Annotated in this window: 16 protein-coding genes; 15 read left to right on the top strand and 1 reads right to left on the bottom strand. The window is 69.1% G+C overall.

What is annotated here, in order from left to right; all coding sequences use genetic code 11:
• The first annotated feature begins 177 nt into the window (after positions 1 to 177).
• The 15 genes from ABEA34_RS22390 (at position 178) to ABEA34_RS22320 (ending at position 13,600) form a co-directional block, all read left to right on the top strand.
• Entirely contained in the window at positions 178 to 951 is a 774-nt protein-coding gene (locus ABEA34_RS22390) for an MlaE family ABC transporter permease (RefSeq protein ID WP_425576906.1), read from the top strand.
• Positions 951 to 1,790 (top strand): MlaE family ABC transporter permease, encoded by an 840-nt coding sequence (locus ABEA34_RS22385; protein ID WP_345523946.1) that lies wholly within the window; start codon positions 951 to 953, stop codon positions 1,788 to 1,790. Before ABEA34_RS22390 ends, ABEA34_RS22385 begins: the two co-directional genes overlap by 1 nt.
• Positions 1,790 to 3,094 carry an MCE family protein gene (locus ABEA34_RS22380; RefSeq protein ID WP_345523944.1) on the top strand — a complete coding sequence of 435 codons (1,305 nt, stop codon included), beginning with the start codon at positions 1,790 to 1,792 and terminating at the stop codon, positions 3,092 to 3,094. Before ABEA34_RS22385 ends, ABEA34_RS22380 begins: the two co-directional genes overlap by 1 nt.
• Entirely contained in the window at positions 3,091 to 4,179 is a 1,089-nt protein-coding gene (locus ABEA34_RS22375; RefSeq protein ID WP_345523942.1) for an MCE family protein, read from the top strand. The genes ABEA34_RS22380 and ABEA34_RS22375 overlap by 4 nt, the downstream gene beginning before the upstream one ends.
• Positions 4,176 to 5,162, top strand: coding sequence for an MCE family protein (locus ABEA34_RS22370; RefSeq protein ID WP_345523940.1), 987 nt, complete (start codon positions 4,176 to 4,178; stop codon positions 5,160 to 5,162). The genes ABEA34_RS22375 and ABEA34_RS22370 overlap by 4 nt, the downstream gene beginning before the upstream one ends.
• 1 nt (position 5,163) lies before the next feature.
• Positions 5,164 to 6,372: an MCE family protein gene (locus tag ABEA34_RS22365; protein ID WP_345523938.1), complete on the top strand. Its 1,209-nt coding sequence runs from the start codon at positions 5,164 to 5,166 to the stop codon at positions 6,370 to 6,372.
• Positions 6,369 to 7,712 (top strand): MCE family protein, encoded by a 1,344-nt coding sequence (locus tag ABEA34_RS22360; protein WP_345523937.1) that lies wholly within the window; start codon positions 6,369 to 6,371, stop codon positions 7,710 to 7,712. Before ABEA34_RS22365 ends, ABEA34_RS22360 begins: the two co-directional genes overlap by 4 nt.
• Entirely contained in the window at positions 7,709 to 8,971 is a 1,263-nt protein-coding gene (locus tag ABEA34_RS22355; RefSeq protein ID WP_345523936.1) for an MlaD family protein, read from the top strand. The genes ABEA34_RS22360 and ABEA34_RS22355 overlap by 4 nt, the downstream gene beginning before the upstream one ends.
• Positions 8,968 to 9,471 carry a hypothetical protein gene (locus ABEA34_RS22350; RefSeq protein WP_345523935.1) on the top strand — a complete coding sequence of 168 codons (504 nt, stop codon included), beginning with the start codon at positions 8,968 to 8,970 and terminating at the stop codon, positions 9,469 to 9,471. Before ABEA34_RS22355 ends, ABEA34_RS22350 begins: the two co-directional genes overlap by 4 nt.
• Positions 9,468 to 10,187 (top strand): hypothetical protein, encoded by a 720-nt coding sequence (locus tag ABEA34_RS22345; protein ID WP_345523934.1) that lies wholly within the window; start codon positions 9,468 to 9,470, stop codon positions 10,185 to 10,187. Before ABEA34_RS22350 ends, ABEA34_RS22345 begins: the two co-directional genes overlap by 4 nt.
• A gap of 63 nt (positions 10,188 to 10,250) precedes the next feature.
• Positions 10,251 to 11,234, top strand: coding sequence for an NAD(P)/FAD-dependent oxidoreductase (locus ABEA34_RS22340; protein WP_345523933.1), 984 nt, complete (start codon positions 10,251 to 10,253; stop codon positions 11,232 to 11,234).
• A gap of 10 nt (positions 11,235 to 11,244) precedes the next feature.
• A complete protein-coding gene (locus tag ABEA34_RS22335; RefSeq protein ID WP_345523932.1) occupies positions 11,245 to 11,436 on the top strand; it encodes a ferredoxin in 192 nt (63 codons plus the stop codon).
• A 4-nt stretch (positions 11,437 to 11,440) separates the two neighbouring features.
• The gene (locus ABEA34_RS22330) at positions 11,441 to 12,334 is read left to right on the top strand and encodes a 3-oxoacyl-ACP reductase (RefSeq protein WP_345523931.1); all 894 of its coding nucleotides are present in this window, start codon (positions 11,441 to 11,443) and stop codon (positions 12,332 to 12,334) included.
• Between the two features lie 2 nt (positions 12,335 to 12,336).
• A complete protein-coding gene (locus ABEA34_RS22325) occupies positions 12,337 to 13,092 on the top strand; it encodes an SDR family NAD(P)-dependent oxidoreductase (RefSeq protein ID WP_345523930.1) in 756 nt (251 codons plus the stop codon).
• Between the two features lie 10 nt (positions 13,093 to 13,102).
• A complete protein-coding gene (locus tag ABEA34_RS22320; protein ID WP_345523929.1) occupies positions 13,103 to 13,600 on the top strand; it encodes a pyridoxamine 5'-phosphate oxidase family protein in 498 nt (165 codons plus the stop codon).
• A gap of 1 nt (position 13,601) precedes the next feature.
• Here ABEA34_RS22320 and ABEA34_RS22315 read toward each other — a convergent pair whose 3' ends face one another.
• The gene (locus tag ABEA34_RS22315; RefSeq protein WP_345523927.1) at positions 13,602 to 15,017 is read right to left on the bottom strand and encodes a sulfatase family protein; all 1,416 of its coding nucleotides are present in this window, start codon (positions 15,015 to 15,017) and stop codon (positions 13,602 to 13,604) included.
• Positions 15,018 to 15,078 lie beyond the last annotated feature (61 nt).

Genomic DNA, 15,078 nt, shown 5'->3' with positions numbered 1-15,078 from the left:
CCCGACCGCCGTGCGGGACCGCACCGGTCCAGCCCACGTTTCGGGGGCGTTACCTCCGGGGAGGTACGTCGTTGACGGGGTGGAACGAGTTCTAGTGGGAGGCACAGGCTCGTTTGCCGTGAATGAGAACACGTTCTATTCTGCGGTGGCTGTCTAGACCAGTTGGGGAGGTGCGCGGTGGCGTTTTCCGCTGCGTCGATCGTCCGGGGACCGGGCGAGCTGGCCGCGATGGTCCTCGACGTCGGCAAGCGGACCTTCACCACTCCCTTCCAGTTCCGCGAGTTCATCGAGCAGGCCTGGTTCATCACGAGCGTGACGCTGATGCCCACGATCCTGGTCTCGATCCCGTTCGGCGCGGTCATCTCGCTGCAGGTCGGCAACCTGACCGGGCAGCTCGGCGCCCAGTCGTTCGCCGGCGCGACCGCCGTCCTGGCCGTCGTCCGCGAGGCGGCACCGATCGCGGCCGCGCTGATCATCGCCGGCGCCGCGGGCTCGGCGATCTGCTCCGACCTCGGCGCCCGCAAGATCCGCGAGGAGATCGACGCCATGGAGGTCCTCGGCGTCGACCCGATCGCCCGGCTCGTCGTACCGCGGGTGCTCGCGACCATGTTCGTCGCCTTCATGATCATCGGCATCGTGATCGGCGCGGGCATCGGCGGCGGCTACTTCTTCACCGTGATCGTCCAGGGCGGCTCCGCGGGTGCCTTCCTGTCGTCGTTCACCGCGCTGGCCAGCATCAACGACCTCTACATCGCGATCTTCAAGGCCGTCGTCTTCGGCGGCATGGCCGCGATCGTGGGCGCCTACAAGGGTCTCAACGCCGGCGGCGGACCCAGTGGCGTCGGCCGCGCCGTCAACGAGTCGGTGATCGTCGCGTTCATGCTGCTCTTCTTCATCAACGCGGTCATCACCGCGATCTACTTCCAAGTCGTCCCCCCGGCAGGTCTGTGATGGCGACGATCGGTGAGCTGGGCGGCGCGTTCTACAAGGGACGCCGCGACTCCCTCGAGCAGTACGGCGACCAGCTGCTCTTCTACGTCAAGGCGCTGCTCTGGGTGCCGCGCGCCATCAAGCGCTACCCGCGCGAGATCACCAGCACCCTCGCCGAGGTCACCTTCGGCGCCGGGGGACTGACGCTGATCGCCGGCTCCGCGGGCGTCATCGCCTTCCTCGCCTTCTTCGCCGGCACCGAGGTCGGCATCCAGGGCTACGCCTCGCTCAGCCAGATCGGCGTCGCCAAGTTCAGCGCCTTCATCTCGGCGTACTTCAACACCCGCGAGGTCGCCCCACTGATCTCGTCGATCGCGCTCGCGGCCACGGTCGGCTGCGGCTACACCGCGCGCCTCGGCGCGATGCGGATCTCGGAGGAGATCGACGCGCTCGAGGTGATGGGGATCCCGTCGCTGCCGTTCCTGGTGACCACCCGGATGATCGCCGCGTTCATCGCCGTGATCCCGCTGTACGTCGTCGCGCTGAGCGCGTCGTACCTCTCACCGCGCCTGATCACGACGTACATCTACCACCAGTCGCCGGGCACCTACGACCACTACTTCCTGCAGTTCCTGCCGCCCATCGACATGCTCTGGTCGTTCTTCAAGCTGCTCTTCCTGGCGACCGCGGTGATCCTGATCCACTGCTACTACGGCTACACGGCGTCCGGCGGGCCGGCCGGCGTCGGCACGGCCGTGGGCCGCGCGATCCGCACCAGCATCGTCACGATCGTGGTCGCCGACTTCTTCCTGAGCTTCGCGATCTGGGGCTCCACCACCACCGTCAGGATCACCGGCTGATGTTGGTGAACGTCTACCACGACAGCCCGGCGGAGCACCGTCGGCTGGTGCTGGCGGGCATCGCCTTCATCACGGTGATCGCCCTGCTGATCGGGCTGTCGATCGCGGTCTACCAGAAGACCTTCCAGGACTCGACCACGGTGACGATCAAGGCCGACCGGGCTGGCCTCCAGCTCGCGAAGTTCGGCGACGTCCGGCTCAACGGCGCGTTGGTCGGCCAGGTCCGCAAGATCGACCAGGACGGCAAGCAGGCCGTCATCACGGTGGCCCTGGAGCCCACCGAGGCCAAGCAGATCCCCGACAACGTCTCCGTCGAGATCATGCCGACGACCCTCTTCGGCCAGAAATTCATCTCGCTGGTCCGCCCCGATGACCCGTCGTCGACCCCGCTGAAGGACGGCGACGTCATCCCCGCCAGCCGGGTCGAGACCAACGTCGAGCTGAGCCGGATCCTGGCCAACCTCTTCCCGCTCCTGCGCTCGGTCCGCCCCGCTGACCTCAACGCGACGCTCAACGCGCTCGCGACGGCCCTGGGCGGCCGCGGCGAGCAGCTCGGCCAGACGATGGACGAGCTGGACACCTACCTCGCCCGCATCGGCGCCCACCTGCCGACCCTGCGCGCGGACCTGATCAAGCTCGCCGATGTCGCGCACACCTACGACCTCGCCGCCCCCGACCTGCTGGCCGTGCTGCGCAACGTCACGACGACGGCGCAGACCGTGGTGGACAACAAGGCGCAGCTCGGCACCTTCTTCTCCGACCTCCAGGGCGTGGCCGACACCTCGACCCGGATCCTCGGCGACAACGAGAGCAACATCATCCGCGTCGGCCAGGTGACCGAGCCGGTGCTCAAGCTGCTTGCCGTCTACTCGCCCGAGTTCCCCTGCCTGATCAAGGGTGCCGCCAAGTACGCCCCGCGGCTCGCGCGGACGTTCGAGGGCAACCAGGTCAAGCAGTACATCGAGTTCGGCACCCCGCAGTACCGCGCCTACGACGAGCGCGACAAGCCGACGTACGGCGAGGTCGGCCACGGGCCCTGGTGCCTGGGCCTGCCCAACCCACCGGTTCCCGCGCCGCCGATCGCGCTCGACCAGGGCAGCGACATGGACGAGCACCCGCCGACGTCGCCCGTCCCCGGCTCCGCCAACCGGGTCGGTGCCGACTACTCCGGCAGCGCCGGTGAGCAGGAGATCCTCAACGCGATGCTCGCCGAGCGCACCGGTGCCTCGGCCGACGAGTACGGCTCGCTCGGCTCCCTGATGTACGGCCCGCTGGTCCGCGAGACGGCCGGGGGCGCGCGATGAGCTCCCGCAACGCCACCACGATCTCGGCCGGCATCAAGCTCGGCATCTTCACCGTCGTCTCGCTGCTCGTGACCGGGCTGCTCGCGGCCATCATGGGCAACATCGGCTTCGGCGCCGGGACGACGTACAAGGCCGTCTTCTCCAACGCCTCGATGCTCCAGAAGGGCGACGACGTCCGGGTCGCCGGCGTCAGCGTCGGCGAGGTCAAGAACGTCGAGCACTACAAGCGGACCCAGGCGCTGGTGACCTTCCGGGTGCAGTCGGGCGTCCCGCTCACGACGGCCTCGCGCGCCGAGATCCGCTTCCTCAACCTGGTGGGCGACCGCTACCTGGCCCTCGAGCAGGGGTCCGACACGGCCGCCAAGCCGCTCGCCGCCGACGGGACTCTGCCGATCCAGCAGACCAAGCCGGCGCTCGACCTGACGGTCCTCTTCAACGGGTTCCAGCCGCTCTTCCAGGCGCTGAACCCCAAGCAGGTCAACGACCTGAGCCTCAACCTGGTGCAGGTGCTCCAGGGGGAGGGCGGCACCGTGCAGGGGCTGCTCCACAAGACGGCGTCGCTCACCAACACGCTCGCAGACCGGGACCAGCTCATCGGCGAGGTCGTCGACAACCTCAGCGCGACGCTCACGACCGTCGACAGCCGGCACCAGCAGCTCAACGACCTCATCGTCGGGCTGAAGAACTGGATGACCGACCTCGCCCGCGACCGCTCGACGATCGGCTCCTCCTTGCAGAACATCTCCGACCTGACCGTGGTGGTCGCCGACCTGATCCGTCAGGGCCGGCCGCTGATCAAGTCCGACGTCGCCAAGCTGCGCCAGCTGGCCGCCCTGCTCAACAAGAAGGAGTCCCGCAAGCAGGTCATCGACCTGCTCGACCGGCTGCCGGAGTCGATGACCGACCAGACCCGCACCGGCACCTACGGCAGCTGGTACAGCTACTACATCTGCGGCTTCAGCGGCCGGATCACGCTGCCCGCCGGTCTCGGCAACGTCCCCGGGCTCAAGCAGCTGATGGACGAGCTCAACCACCTCGACTTCCACTCCACGGCACCGCGCTGCAACGGAGCGACGGCACCATGAGCCGCCACAGCGAGTCCAAGCTGATGAGGCTCGGCGCGATCACGCTGGTGGTGATGGCGCTGATCATGGCGGCCGCCTTCAACCTCGGGAAGTTCCCCGGGTTCAAGGGCACGACCTACCGCGCGGAGTTCAAGGACGCGAGCGGGCTGCACGTCGGCAACATGGTCCAGGTCGGTGGCATCCGGGTCGGCCGCGTCCAGGACGTCGCCCTCGAGGACAGCAGCACCGTCATCGTGTCCTTCGACGTGGACAACGGCGTCGAGTTCGGCAAGGACACCAGGGCCTCGGTCGAGGTGCTGAGCCTGCTCGGCGAGAAGTACCTCGACCTGGAGCCGGCCGGCTCCGGCCAGATGTCGACGGACGACGTGATCCCGGTCGAGCGCACCGAGTCGGCCTACGACATCGTCGGCGTCTTCAGCGACCTGACCACCACCACGGAACGGATCGACACCGACCAGCTCTCCCAGGCGCTCGACGTGGTCGCCGACACGACCAACAAGGCGGCTCCGGAGATCGAGCAGAGCTTCCGCGGCATCGCCCGGCTGTCGCGGTCGGTCGCCTCGCGCGACCAGCAGATCCAGACGCTGCTCAAGGGTTCGCAGAGCGTGAGCAAGGTGCTCGCGGCGCGCAGCGACGACCTGGTGTCGCTGATGAAGAACAGCGACCTCGTGTTCAAGGAGGTACGCCGGCGCAAGGAGGCCGTCCACCTCCTGCTGGTCAACGCCCGCGAGCTCGCGACGCAGCTGCGCGGCGTCGCCGCGGACAACCAGGCCCAGATGAAGCCGGCGCTCCGCGAGGTGGACGACCTGCTCTCGCTGCTCAACTCCAAGGACAAGGAGCTGAAGGCGACACTGAGCGCGCTCGGCCCGTACGTCGACATCCTCAGCAACATCATCGGCACCGGCCCCTGGTTCGACGCCTACGCCTCCAACCTCCTTGCGATCCCGACCGGCGAGTTCGTCCCGACCCGAGGGAAGGGCTGACATGCGGAACCGTCTCGACACCGTCACCGGCCGCGTCCTCGCCGGCGTCCTGGCGCTGGTGCTCGTCGCCGGCATCTACTTCTTCGCCATCCGCGACACCACCGAGCCCAAGACGGTGGCCGCCCACTTCCCGCGCGCCGTCAGCATCTACGTGGGCAGCGACGTGCGGATCCTGGGCGTCAACGTCGGCCGGGTGACCGCGGTGACCCCCGAGGGCAACTCGGTCCGCGTCGACATGGAGTACGACGCCAAGTACGAGGTGCCCGCCGACGCCAAGGCCGTCATCGTGACGCCGACGCTCGTCGCCGACCGGTTCGTCCAGCTCACCCCGGCGTACTCCAAGGGCGACAAGCTGATGGCCGACGGCGCGGACATCGCCCTCCCCGAGACCGCCGTGCCGGTCGAGCTCGACCGGATCTATGCCAGCCTGCGTGACCTGTCGGAGGCCCTCGGCCCCAACGGGGTCAACAAGGACGGCACCCTCGACCACGTGCTGAAGGCAGGCGCCAACGCCCTCGACGGCAAGGGCGAGCTCGGCAACCAGATGCTCACCGAGCTGGCCGCCGCCGCGCAGACCTTCGGCGAGGGGAGCGGCCCGCTCTTCGACACGGTGTCGCAGCTGGCGCAGCTCACCACGACCCTCGCCCAGAACGACAAGTTCGTCCGGGCCTTCGTGCAGGACCTCACCGGCGTCTCGTCGCAGCTCGCGGACGAGCGCACCGAGATCCAGCAGGCGCTGGCCGCCGTCGCCGACGCGGTCGGCACCGTGAAGGGCTTCGTCCACGACAACCGCAAGGCCCTGGTCACCGACGTCGAGAAGCTCACCAAGGTGATGAAGACGATCAACTCCGAGAAGGGCAGCCTCGACACCGCCCTGAAGGTCGCGCCGACCGCCATCGGCAACCTGAGCCTCGCCTACAACAACAAGACCGGGACCATCGGCTCGCGGATCGGCATCAGCGGCAACGTCTGGGACGCCGACGGCTTCCTGTGCGGGGTCGTCCAGCAGGCCGGCCTCCCCGGCAAGAGCGCCGACCTCGCCTGCCAGCTCTTCAAGCAGCTGCTCGAGCCGGTCGAGGGCCAGCTGCCCACCATCCCGCCCGGCTCGTCCCGGAGCTCCAGCTCCAGCCCGAGCCCGACGAGCGAGGGTGCCGCGGCCAACCGGGTCGCCCCCGACTCGCTGGCCGGCCTGATGGGAGGCGGCTCATGACCCGGGCACTGCGCTGGTGCGTCCTCATGATCGCGCTCGCCGTGACGGCGAGCGGCTGCAAGTTCGACGGCGCCTACGACCTCCCGCTGCCGGGCTCGCCGGTCTCGGACGACAACTCCTTCCAGATCACGGCCGACTTCGCCGACATCCTCAACGTCGTCCCGAAGTCGCCGGTGATGGTCGACGACGTGACCGTCGGCGAGGTCACCGACATCGAGCGGGTCGGCTGGCACGCCCGCGTGACCATGCGCGTCAAGAACAACGTCGACCTCCCCGACAACGCCATCGCCGACATCCGCCAGGTCAGCCTGCTGGGGGAGAAGTACGTCGCCCTCGAGGCGCCCGCGGGCGTCGAGCCGACCGGCCGCCTGTCGAACGGCGACAAGATCGACCTCGCCGACACCGGGCGCAACCCCGAGGTCGAGGAAGTCCTCGGCGCGCTCTCCTTCCTGCTCAGCGGCGGCGGTGTCGGCCAGCTCGGCACGATCACCCACGAGCTCAACCTGGTGATGGACGGTCGCACCGATCGGCTGCGTCACCTGCTCGGCTCGCTGGAGGACGTCGTCGGCACGATCGACGCCCAGAAGCAGGACATCATCCACGCGATGGAGTCGATCTCCCACCTGACCGCGACGCTCAACACCGAGAAGAAGTCGATCACCGACGCCCTCGACGTCGTCGGTCCTGCCGTCGACGTGCTCGACCAGCAGCACGACGAGCTGATCGCGATGCTCACCTCCCTCGACAAGCTCGGCAAGGTCGGCACCCGGGTGATCGGGGCCAGCAAGGACGACATCCTCAAGTCGCTCGACCACCTGCAGCCGATCCTGGCCAACCTGCACAAGGCCGGCGACTCGCTGGCGCCCGGTCTCAACCTCCTGGTCAGCTTCCCCTTCCCCAAGGAGGCCAGCGAGATCGTCAAGGGCGACTACGCCAACACCTCGATCCGCGCCGACATCAACCTGGAGAACATCCTCCCGACCGCCGGTGACGGTGGCGGCCTCCCGGGTGTCCCCGACCCGGGCGAGGTGCTGACCCAGGTCGAGAAGTGCCTGCAGAGCGGCGACCTCACCAGCGCGGCCTGCCTCAAGGTGCTCGACTCCGTCAACCTGCTCAAGCAGCTCCGCGCCGACTGCAAGAAGGCGGCGTACAAGGACAACCCGGTCTGCGTGCTGCTCAACACGGTCCCGGGTGGAGACGGCGACATCCCCGGGCTCCCGGGTCTGCCCGGCCTGCCCGGTCTCGGCGACCTGCTCGGACGGCGCCTCCCGGACGCCCTCACCAGCGGCGATCCGACACCCACTCCGGGTCTGAGCTCTCTCTACGGAGGCCCCGAATGACGCGAGGAGTACGCACCCGGATCATCGCGTTCATGGTGCTGAGCGCGGTCGGCATCGTCTACATCGCCGGCACCTACCTCGGTCTCGTCGACCGGGTGCTCGGCCGCGGCATCACCGTGCACGCCACCCTGCCCAGCTCGGGCGGCCTCTTCGAGGGCAGCGAGGTCACCTACCGCGGCGTGAAGGTCGGCAAGGTCTCCAAGATGCAGGCGACCGCCGAGGGCATCACGCTCGACCTCGCGCTCGAGGACGGCACCAAGCTGCCCGAGGACTCGCCGATGTACGTCCACAACCTCTCGGCCGTGGGCGAGCAGTACCTCGACTTCGAGCCGCCCGACGACAAGGGCCCGTACGTCGAGGCGGGCGGCACCCTGCACGGCACCGCCAAGTCCATGCCCGTCGACGAGGGCGACCTCCTGGTCGAGCTCGACCAGTTCGTCAACTCGGTCGACAAGGACAACCTCCAGACGGTGGTGCGCGAGCTCGGCACCATGTTCAACGACACGGGCGGTCCGCTGCAGCGGCTGCTCGACAACGGCAGCGAGTTCGTCCGCCAGGCCTCCGACCACACCGACGAGACGATCGCCCTGCTCGACCAGGGCAACAAGGTGCTGACCACCCAGCAGCAGGAGGGCGACAACATCCGTGGCCTGTCCACCGACCTGCACGCGCTGACCAACGCCCTGGCGGCGAGCGACGGCGACCTGGAGAAGGTCCTCGACGGCACCCCGGGCACCGCGCGCGAGCTCGACGCCCTCCTCAAGGACCTCGAGCCCACGCTGCCGGTGCTGCTGGGCAGCGCGGTCAGCGTCAACCAGGTCGTGGTCTCGCACCTCGACGGCATCGAGCAGCTGCTGGTGACCTACCCGCGCACCATCTCCGCGGGTTTCACCGGCACCCCCGGCGACGGCTACGGCCACGTCAACCTGCAGTTCGACAGCACGCCTCCCTGCACCCAGGGCTACAAGCCGCGCAACCAGTGGCGTCCGCCGAGCGACCTCACCGACGCCAAGATCTACCCGGCCCGCTGCACCGCCGGCCCGCCGTACGCGATGCGCGGCGCCAACTACTCACCCGGCACGTCCGCCAACCCGTCTCCCGGGCGCCTCTACCGCTCGTCGTACGACCCCGACACGGGCTTCGTCGGCGGTGCCGTCGACCGACGCGGCAACCCGGTACGGTTCGTCGATCAGGGCAACCTGTCGATCCTGGGAGATGACTCGTGGAAATGGTTCCTGGTGGGCCCGGTGAACGAGTGAGGCGACCCGGACTCAACGTCGTGCTCTACGTCGTGGCGTTGCTGCTCGGCTGCGGTGTCGTCTTCGGCGGCGTGCTCGTGCACCAGGAGCGCCAGGACCGGCAGCGTGCGTCGGCCGAGCAGGAGCGGTACGGCGACGTGCTCGCCGCCGCCCGCAAGGAGATCGAGGCGTTCGTCAACATCGACTACACGAAGGCCCAGGAGAGCATCGACGCCGTCGCGGAGGGTGCCACCGGTGACTTCGCCAAGCAGTACGACACCAGCACCAAGGACGTGGTGAAGATCCTGACCCAGGCGAAGTCGGTCATGGAGGGCAAGGTGCTCTGGGCCGGCGTCGTCGACGCCGACCACGACAGCGCCTCGGTCATCGTGGCCACCTCCGGCACCGTCGCCAACACCTCCACGAACAACAAGCCGGTCGCCCGCCAGTTCCGGATCAAGGTCGACCTCGTCGACGAGGGCGGCGAGTGGAAGACCAGCAACGTGGAGTTCGTGGGATGACGACGCCACGCAAGGGCCAGTCCCGCCCCGCCACCGGCCGCCCGCGCAAGATCGCGGGCAGGAGCGGGGAACCGGTCGTGCCGCCCGTCGACGAGCGAGCGCCAGCGAGCGAGGCCGCCGAAGCGCCGGTCGACGAGCGAGCGCCAGCGAGCGAGGTCGATGCCACGGAGCCCGTCGTCGATCCCCCCGCGACGGCGGCGAGGCGCCGGCCCCGCACGACGTACGTCCTGGTCGCGGTGGTCGCGGTGCTGGCCCTGGTCGGCATCGGCGAGCTCGTCTACCTCAACCGCGACCCCTCCCCGACGGTGTCGGCCGCGCGCCCGATCGTGACCGGCGAGGTCAGCCACCGCGCGGCGGTCGAGGCCGCAGCGCGCTCGACCGAGCAGATCCTGTCCACGACCTACCAGGACTACGACAAGCAGGTCGACCAGGCGACCTCGAAGATGACGGACACGTTCGCGGCCGACTACCGCAAGCTGGCCGACAGCCTGAAGGACAAGTACGCGCAGCAGCAGATGAAGCTCACCGTGAAGGTCGTCGCCCAGGGCGTGGTGCAGGCGTCCCCGCAGCAGGTGCAGGCGCTGCTCTTCCTGAACCAGTACGTCGAGAAGGTGCAGGACGGCAAGCCGGCCACGGCGTACTCCCAGTACCGGGCGCTGGTGACGGTGGTCCACACCGACCAGGGGTGGCTGGTGTCGGACATCAAGACCCAGTAAGGTCGCCAAAACTAGAACAGGTTATAGTTGAGTCGGCCGCCCGTGAGGAGAAGGATCGTCGTCGTGCCCACCGATACTGCTGTCGACGTCGACCTCCTGATCATCGGCGCGGGCCCGACCGGCCTGTTCGCCGCCTACTACGCGGGCTTCCGCGGGATGAGCATCGCGGTCGTCGACTCGCTGCCGGAGCTGGGCGGCCAGATCACGGCGATGTACCCCGAGAAGCAGATCCTCGACGTCGCGGGCTTCCCGTCGGTCAAGGGTCGCGAGCTCGTCGAGGGCCTGGTCGCCCAGGCCTCGGTCTCCGAGCCGACGTACCTCCTCGAGCGCACCGCCTCGACCCTCGTGGAGGACGCCGACGGCGTGACCGTCGGTCTCGAGGACGGCACCGAGGTCCGCGCCAAGGTCGTGCTGATCACCGCCGGCATCGGCAAGTTCAGTCCGCGCCCGCTGCCCGCCGGTGACGGCTGGGTGGGCCGCGGGCTCGAGTTCTTCGTCCCGAGCTTCCAGCCGTACGTCGGCAAGGACGTCGTCATCGTCGGCGGTGGAGACAGCGCCTTCGACTGGGCGCTGCACCTCGAGCCGGTCGCGAGGTCGATCACGCTGGTGCATCGGCGCGACGCCTTCCGCGCGCACGAGCGCACCGTCGAGGCGGTGAAGGCATCCCCGAAGGTCGACATCGTCACCAAGGCCGAGGTCTCCGCGATCCACGGCAACGGCACCGTCGAGTCGATCGACATCACCGTCGACGGCGAGCTGACCACGCGGCCCACGCAGGCGGTGGTGGCCGCGCTCGGCTTCATCGCCGACCTCGGCCCGATCCAGCAGTGGGGGATCGAGGTGCACAAGCGGCACGTCCTCGTGAACCCCGCGATGCGCACCAACCTCTCGCGCGTCTTCGCCGCCGGTGACATCACGGAGTACGACGGCAAGGTGCGGCTGATCGCCGTCGGCTTCGGCGAGGCCGCCACCGCCGTCAACAACGCCGCGGTCGTGATCGACCCGAGCGCGCACGTGTTCCCTGGTCACTCGAGTGAAGGAAGCTGAGGCACCGCCAGTGAAGATCAAGATCGACTGGGACCTCTGTGAGTCCAACGGCCTGTGCGAGGCCATGGCGCCCGAGGTGTTCGAGCTGGACGACGACGACTACCTCCAGCTCAAGACGGAGGAGACCACCCCCGAGAACATCAGCAACGTGAACCGCGCGGTGGCCGCCTGCCCACGCGCCGCCATCTCCCTGGAGGACTGACACCTTGACGACCTCTCTCGACGGCAAGGTCGCGATCGTGACCGGCGCCGGCGCCGGTCTCGGGCGCGCCGAAGCACTCGCCCTGGCCGACGCGGGCGCCCGCATCGTCCTCAACGACCTGCCCGGCGGCGCCGACGGCACCGCCGAGGAGATCCGCTCCCGCGGCGGCGAGGCGAGCATCGTCTCGGGGGACGTGGGGGAGCGGGCCACCGCCGACGCCATGATGGCGGCCGCCGTCGACGGCTTCGGCCGCCTCGACGTCGTGGTCAACAACGCCGGCATCACCCGCGACCGGATGCTCTTCAACATGTCCGACGAGGAGTGGGACCAGGTGATCCACATTCACCTGCGCGGCCACTTCCTGCTCTCCCGCAACGCCGCCGCCCACTGGCGGGCGGTCGCGAAGGAGTCCGGCCCGGTCGGCGCAAGCGTCATCAACACCGCGTCCGAGGCGTTCCTGTCCGGGCCGCCCGGACAGGCCAACTACGGCGCGGCCAAGGCGGGCATCGCCGCCCTCACCGTCTCGACGGCGCGGTCGATGGCGAGCAGCGGCGTCCGCGCCAACGCGATCTGCCCCCGCGCCCGCACCGCGATGACCGCCCAGGTGTTCGGCGAGGACCAGTCCGGTCTCGACGTCGACCCCTACTCGCCCGAGCACGTCGCCCCCGTCGTCGCCTACCTCGCCTCCGACGCCGCCGAGCGGATCACCGGCCAGGTCTTCGTCGTGTACGGCGGCATGGTGGCGCTCGTCGCGGCCCCGGTCGTCGAGGAGCGCTTCGACAAGGCCGGCGACCTCTGGACGGCCGACGACCTCGACAAGCAGCTCGGTGGCTACTTCACCGACCGCGACCCTGCCGTCGGCTTCGCCGCCGACTCGATCATGAAGCTGAAGGCCTGAGCATGACGCGTCTGGACGGCAAGGTCGCCATCGTCACCGGTGGCGCGCAGGGGCAGGGCGAGGCGATCTCGCGGCACTTCGTCGCCGAGGGCGCCAAGGTCGTCATCGCCGACATCGCGAAGGAGGCCGGCCAGGCGCTCGCCGACGACCTCGGCTCCGACGCCCACTTCGCGGACCACGACGTCAGCGACCCGGCCTCGTGGGCCCGGGTCGTCGACGACACCAACGAACGGTTCGGTCCCGTCAGCGTGCTCGCCAACAACGCCGGCATCCTCCGCTTCGGCGACATCGAGCGGCAGGCGGTCGAGGAGGTCGAGCTGATCTGGCGGATCAACCAGCTCGGCTGCTTCCTCGGCATGCAGGCCGTCACCCGCACGATGCGCAAGAACGGCGGTGGCTCGATCATCAACGCGTCCTCGGTCGAGGGCCTCGCGGGCATGGCCAGCTGCACGGCGTACGCCGCCACCAAGTGGGCGATCCGCGGCATGACCAAGTGCGCGGCGATGGAGCTCGGCCCCAAGGGCATCCGGGTCAACTCGATCCACCCCGGCATGATCGACACCCCGATGACCCGGGTGCACGGCGGCGACGCCGCCATGGAGTTCGGCGCCTCGCGGGTGCCGCTGCGCCGGGTCGGCTACCCCGAGGACATCGCGCCGCTCTACGTCTTCCTGGCCAGCGACGAGTCGTCGTACATCAACGGCGCCGAGATCTCGATCGACGGAGGCGTGACCGCGACCCACGCCTTCGGCGGCTAGGTTTCCTGTCATGGTCAACCAGCGCGGTCAGATCGTGATGTCGGACGACGAGGTCGCCGAGTTCCTCCTCCAGCAGCGGTCCTCGACCCTGGGCACCTTCGGTGCGCAGGGCCAGATCCATCTCGTGGGCATGTGGTACGGCGTGCTCGACGGCCAGGTCTGGTTCGAGACCAAGAAGAAGGCCCAGAAGACCGTCAACCTGCGCCGCGACCCGCGCTGCTCGTTCCTGGTCGAGGCCGGTCACACCTACGACCAGCTCCGCGGGGTGGCGATCGAGGGCCAGGGCGTCGTCGTCGAGGACGAGGACGTCGTCTGGGACGTCTGCGTCAACATCTTCGAGCGCTACAACGCGCCGTACACCGAGGAGATGAAGCCGTTCGTGGAGTTCATGGCCAAGAACCGCGCCGCCATCCGCCTCGACGTCGACCGGGTGCGCTCCTGGGACCACCGCAAGCTCGGGCTGCCCGCCATGGAGCTCGGCGGCTCCACGGCGGGCTTCCTCGAGTAGCTCAGGCCGGGTAGGGCAGCAGCTCCTGGTTGACCTGCTCCCACGCGGTGCGCAGCGCGGCCAGGTCCTCGGGCCGCTTCGTGGCCAGGTCCGCCTGCTCGCGCGAGTCGGCCTCGACGTCGTACAGGTGGTCGACGCCGCCGATTCGGACGTACTTCAGCTCGCCACGCCGCAGCGCGCGCCCCTCCTTGGTGCGCCAGAAGAGGTCGCGCTCCGGCACCCGTCGACCCTGGAAGAGGTGCGGCACCAGGCTGGTGCCGTCGAGCGGGTACGCCGGGTCGGGCTTGGCGCCGCCGAGCTCGAGGAAGGTGGCCGTCCAGTCGGTCGTGTAGACCGGCAGGTCGTCGACCTGGCGGGCGCGGACCTGGCCGGGCCACGACAGGATCATCGGGACGCGGATGCCGCCCTCGTTGACGCTCGCCTTGTTGCCGGTGAACGGCCAGTTGTAGGAGAACCGCTCGCCGCCGTTGTCGCTCGCGAACAGCACGAGGGTGTCCTCGTCCTGCCCGGTCCGCTTCAGCTCACGCAGGACCGTGCCGATGGCGGCGTCGAGGTTCTCCACCATCTCGACGTACTTGTCGACGGAGCCGCCGTCGTAGTGGAAGAGCGCGGTGCGGTCGCCGGCCTTGATCCTGGCGGTGATCTCGTCGCTGACCGCCTTGTCGCCGGGTCCCTCCCAGGGCCAGTGCGCCGAGGTGAAGTTGAGGTTGAAGAGCCACGGGTTCTTCTGCCGGGCCCCGGCCCGGACCACCTCGACGGCCTTCTCCGTGAGGATGTCGGTGTAGTAGCGCGGGTCCTGGGTGACCTCCTCGCCGTCGTACAGGTCGTAGCCGAAGGTCGTGTACTTGCTGAAGTAGTCGACGCCGCCGGAGTAGTTGCCGTAGAAGCTGTCCCAGCCGGACTTGAGTGGCGAGAACCACGGCAGGAAGCCGCCGTGCCACTTGCCCACCATGTGGGTCGAGTAGCCCGCCTTCTTGAGCAGCGACGCGAGCGTCGGGTGCTCCGGCGGGATGCCGTCGGTCGCGGTCGGTGCGCCGATCGGCTCCTGCAGCCCGCCAGCGATCCGGCCGGGGTGCCGACCGGTGTAGAGGGCGATCCGGGTGGGGGAGCAGACCGCGCCCGCGGAGTAGCCCTGGGTGAAGCGCAGGCCGGAGGCGGCCAGCTTGTCGAGGTGGGGGGTGTTGATGTGCGGGGCGCCGTACACGCTCAGGTCGGCGGCGCCCAGGTCGTCGGCGAAGATCACCAGGATGTTGGGTCGCGGGGTCCTGCCGTGGCGGGCGACGGCGCGGAAGGGCTGCTCGGCGTACGCCGGGTCCGTGCCGGTCACGGCCGTGGCTGCGCCGAGCGCGCCGACGGCCGCTCCGGCCAGGGTGCGCCGCGTCAGGCCGCCGGGACGCGAGGAGGTGTGGTCGGTCATGGGTCCTTCTTCCGAGTTCGAGGGACGTTAGGCGAGTGAGCCAGTCGACATACTAGGACTA

This window comes from Nocardioides conyzicola, assembly GCF_039543825.1.
Classification (GTDB): domain Bacteria; phylum Actinomycetota; class Actinomycetes; order Propionibacteriales; family Nocardioidaceae; genus Nocardioides; species Nocardioides conyzicola.
Note: the sequence above shows the minus strand (reverse complement) of the source record. Positions and strands in the feature narration are given on the sequence as shown.

Coding starts and splice junctions, on each gene's coding strand:
- ABEA34_RS22370 (WP_345523940.1), top strand. CDS start 4,176: ATGAGCCGCCACAGCGAGTCCAAGCTGATGAGGCTCGGCGCGATCACG.
- ABEA34_RS22360 (WP_345523937.1), top strand. CDS start 6,369: ATGACCCGGGCACTGCGCTGGTGCGTCCTCATGATCGCGCTCGCCGTG.
- ABEA34_RS22380 (WP_345523944.1), top strand. CDS start 1,790: ATGTTGGTGAACGTCTACCACGACAGCCCGGCGGAGCACCGTCGGCTG.
- ABEA34_RS22365 (WP_345523938.1), top strand. CDS start 5,164: ATGCGGAACCGTCTCGACACCGTCACCGGCCGCGTCCTCGCCGGCGTC.
- ABEA34_RS22385 (WP_345523946.1), top strand. CDS start 951: ATGGCGACGATCGGTGAGCTGGGCGGCGCGTTCTACAAGGGACGCCGC.
- ABEA34_RS22315 (WP_345523927.1), bottom strand. CDS start 15,017: ATGACCGACCACACCTCCTCGCGTCCCGGCGGCCTGACGCGGCGCACC.
- ABEA34_RS22355 (WP_345523936.1), top strand. CDS start 7,709: ATGACGCGAGGAGTACGCACCCGGATCATCGCGTTCATGGTGCTGAGC.
- ABEA34_RS22375 (WP_345523942.1), top strand. CDS start 3,091: ATGAGCTCCCGCAACGCCACCACGATCTCGGCCGGCATCAAGCTCGGC.
- ABEA34_RS22320 (WP_345523929.1), top strand. CDS start 13,103: ATGGTCAACCAGCGCGGTCAGATCGTGATGTCGGACGACGAGGTCGCC.
- ABEA34_RS22345 (WP_345523934.1), top strand. CDS start 9,468: ATGACGACGCCACGCAAGGGCCAGTCCCGCCCCGCCACCGGCCGCCCG.
- ABEA34_RS22325 (WP_345523930.1), top strand. CDS start 12,337: ATGACGCGTCTGGACGGCAAGGTCGCCATCGTCACCGGTGGCGCGCAG.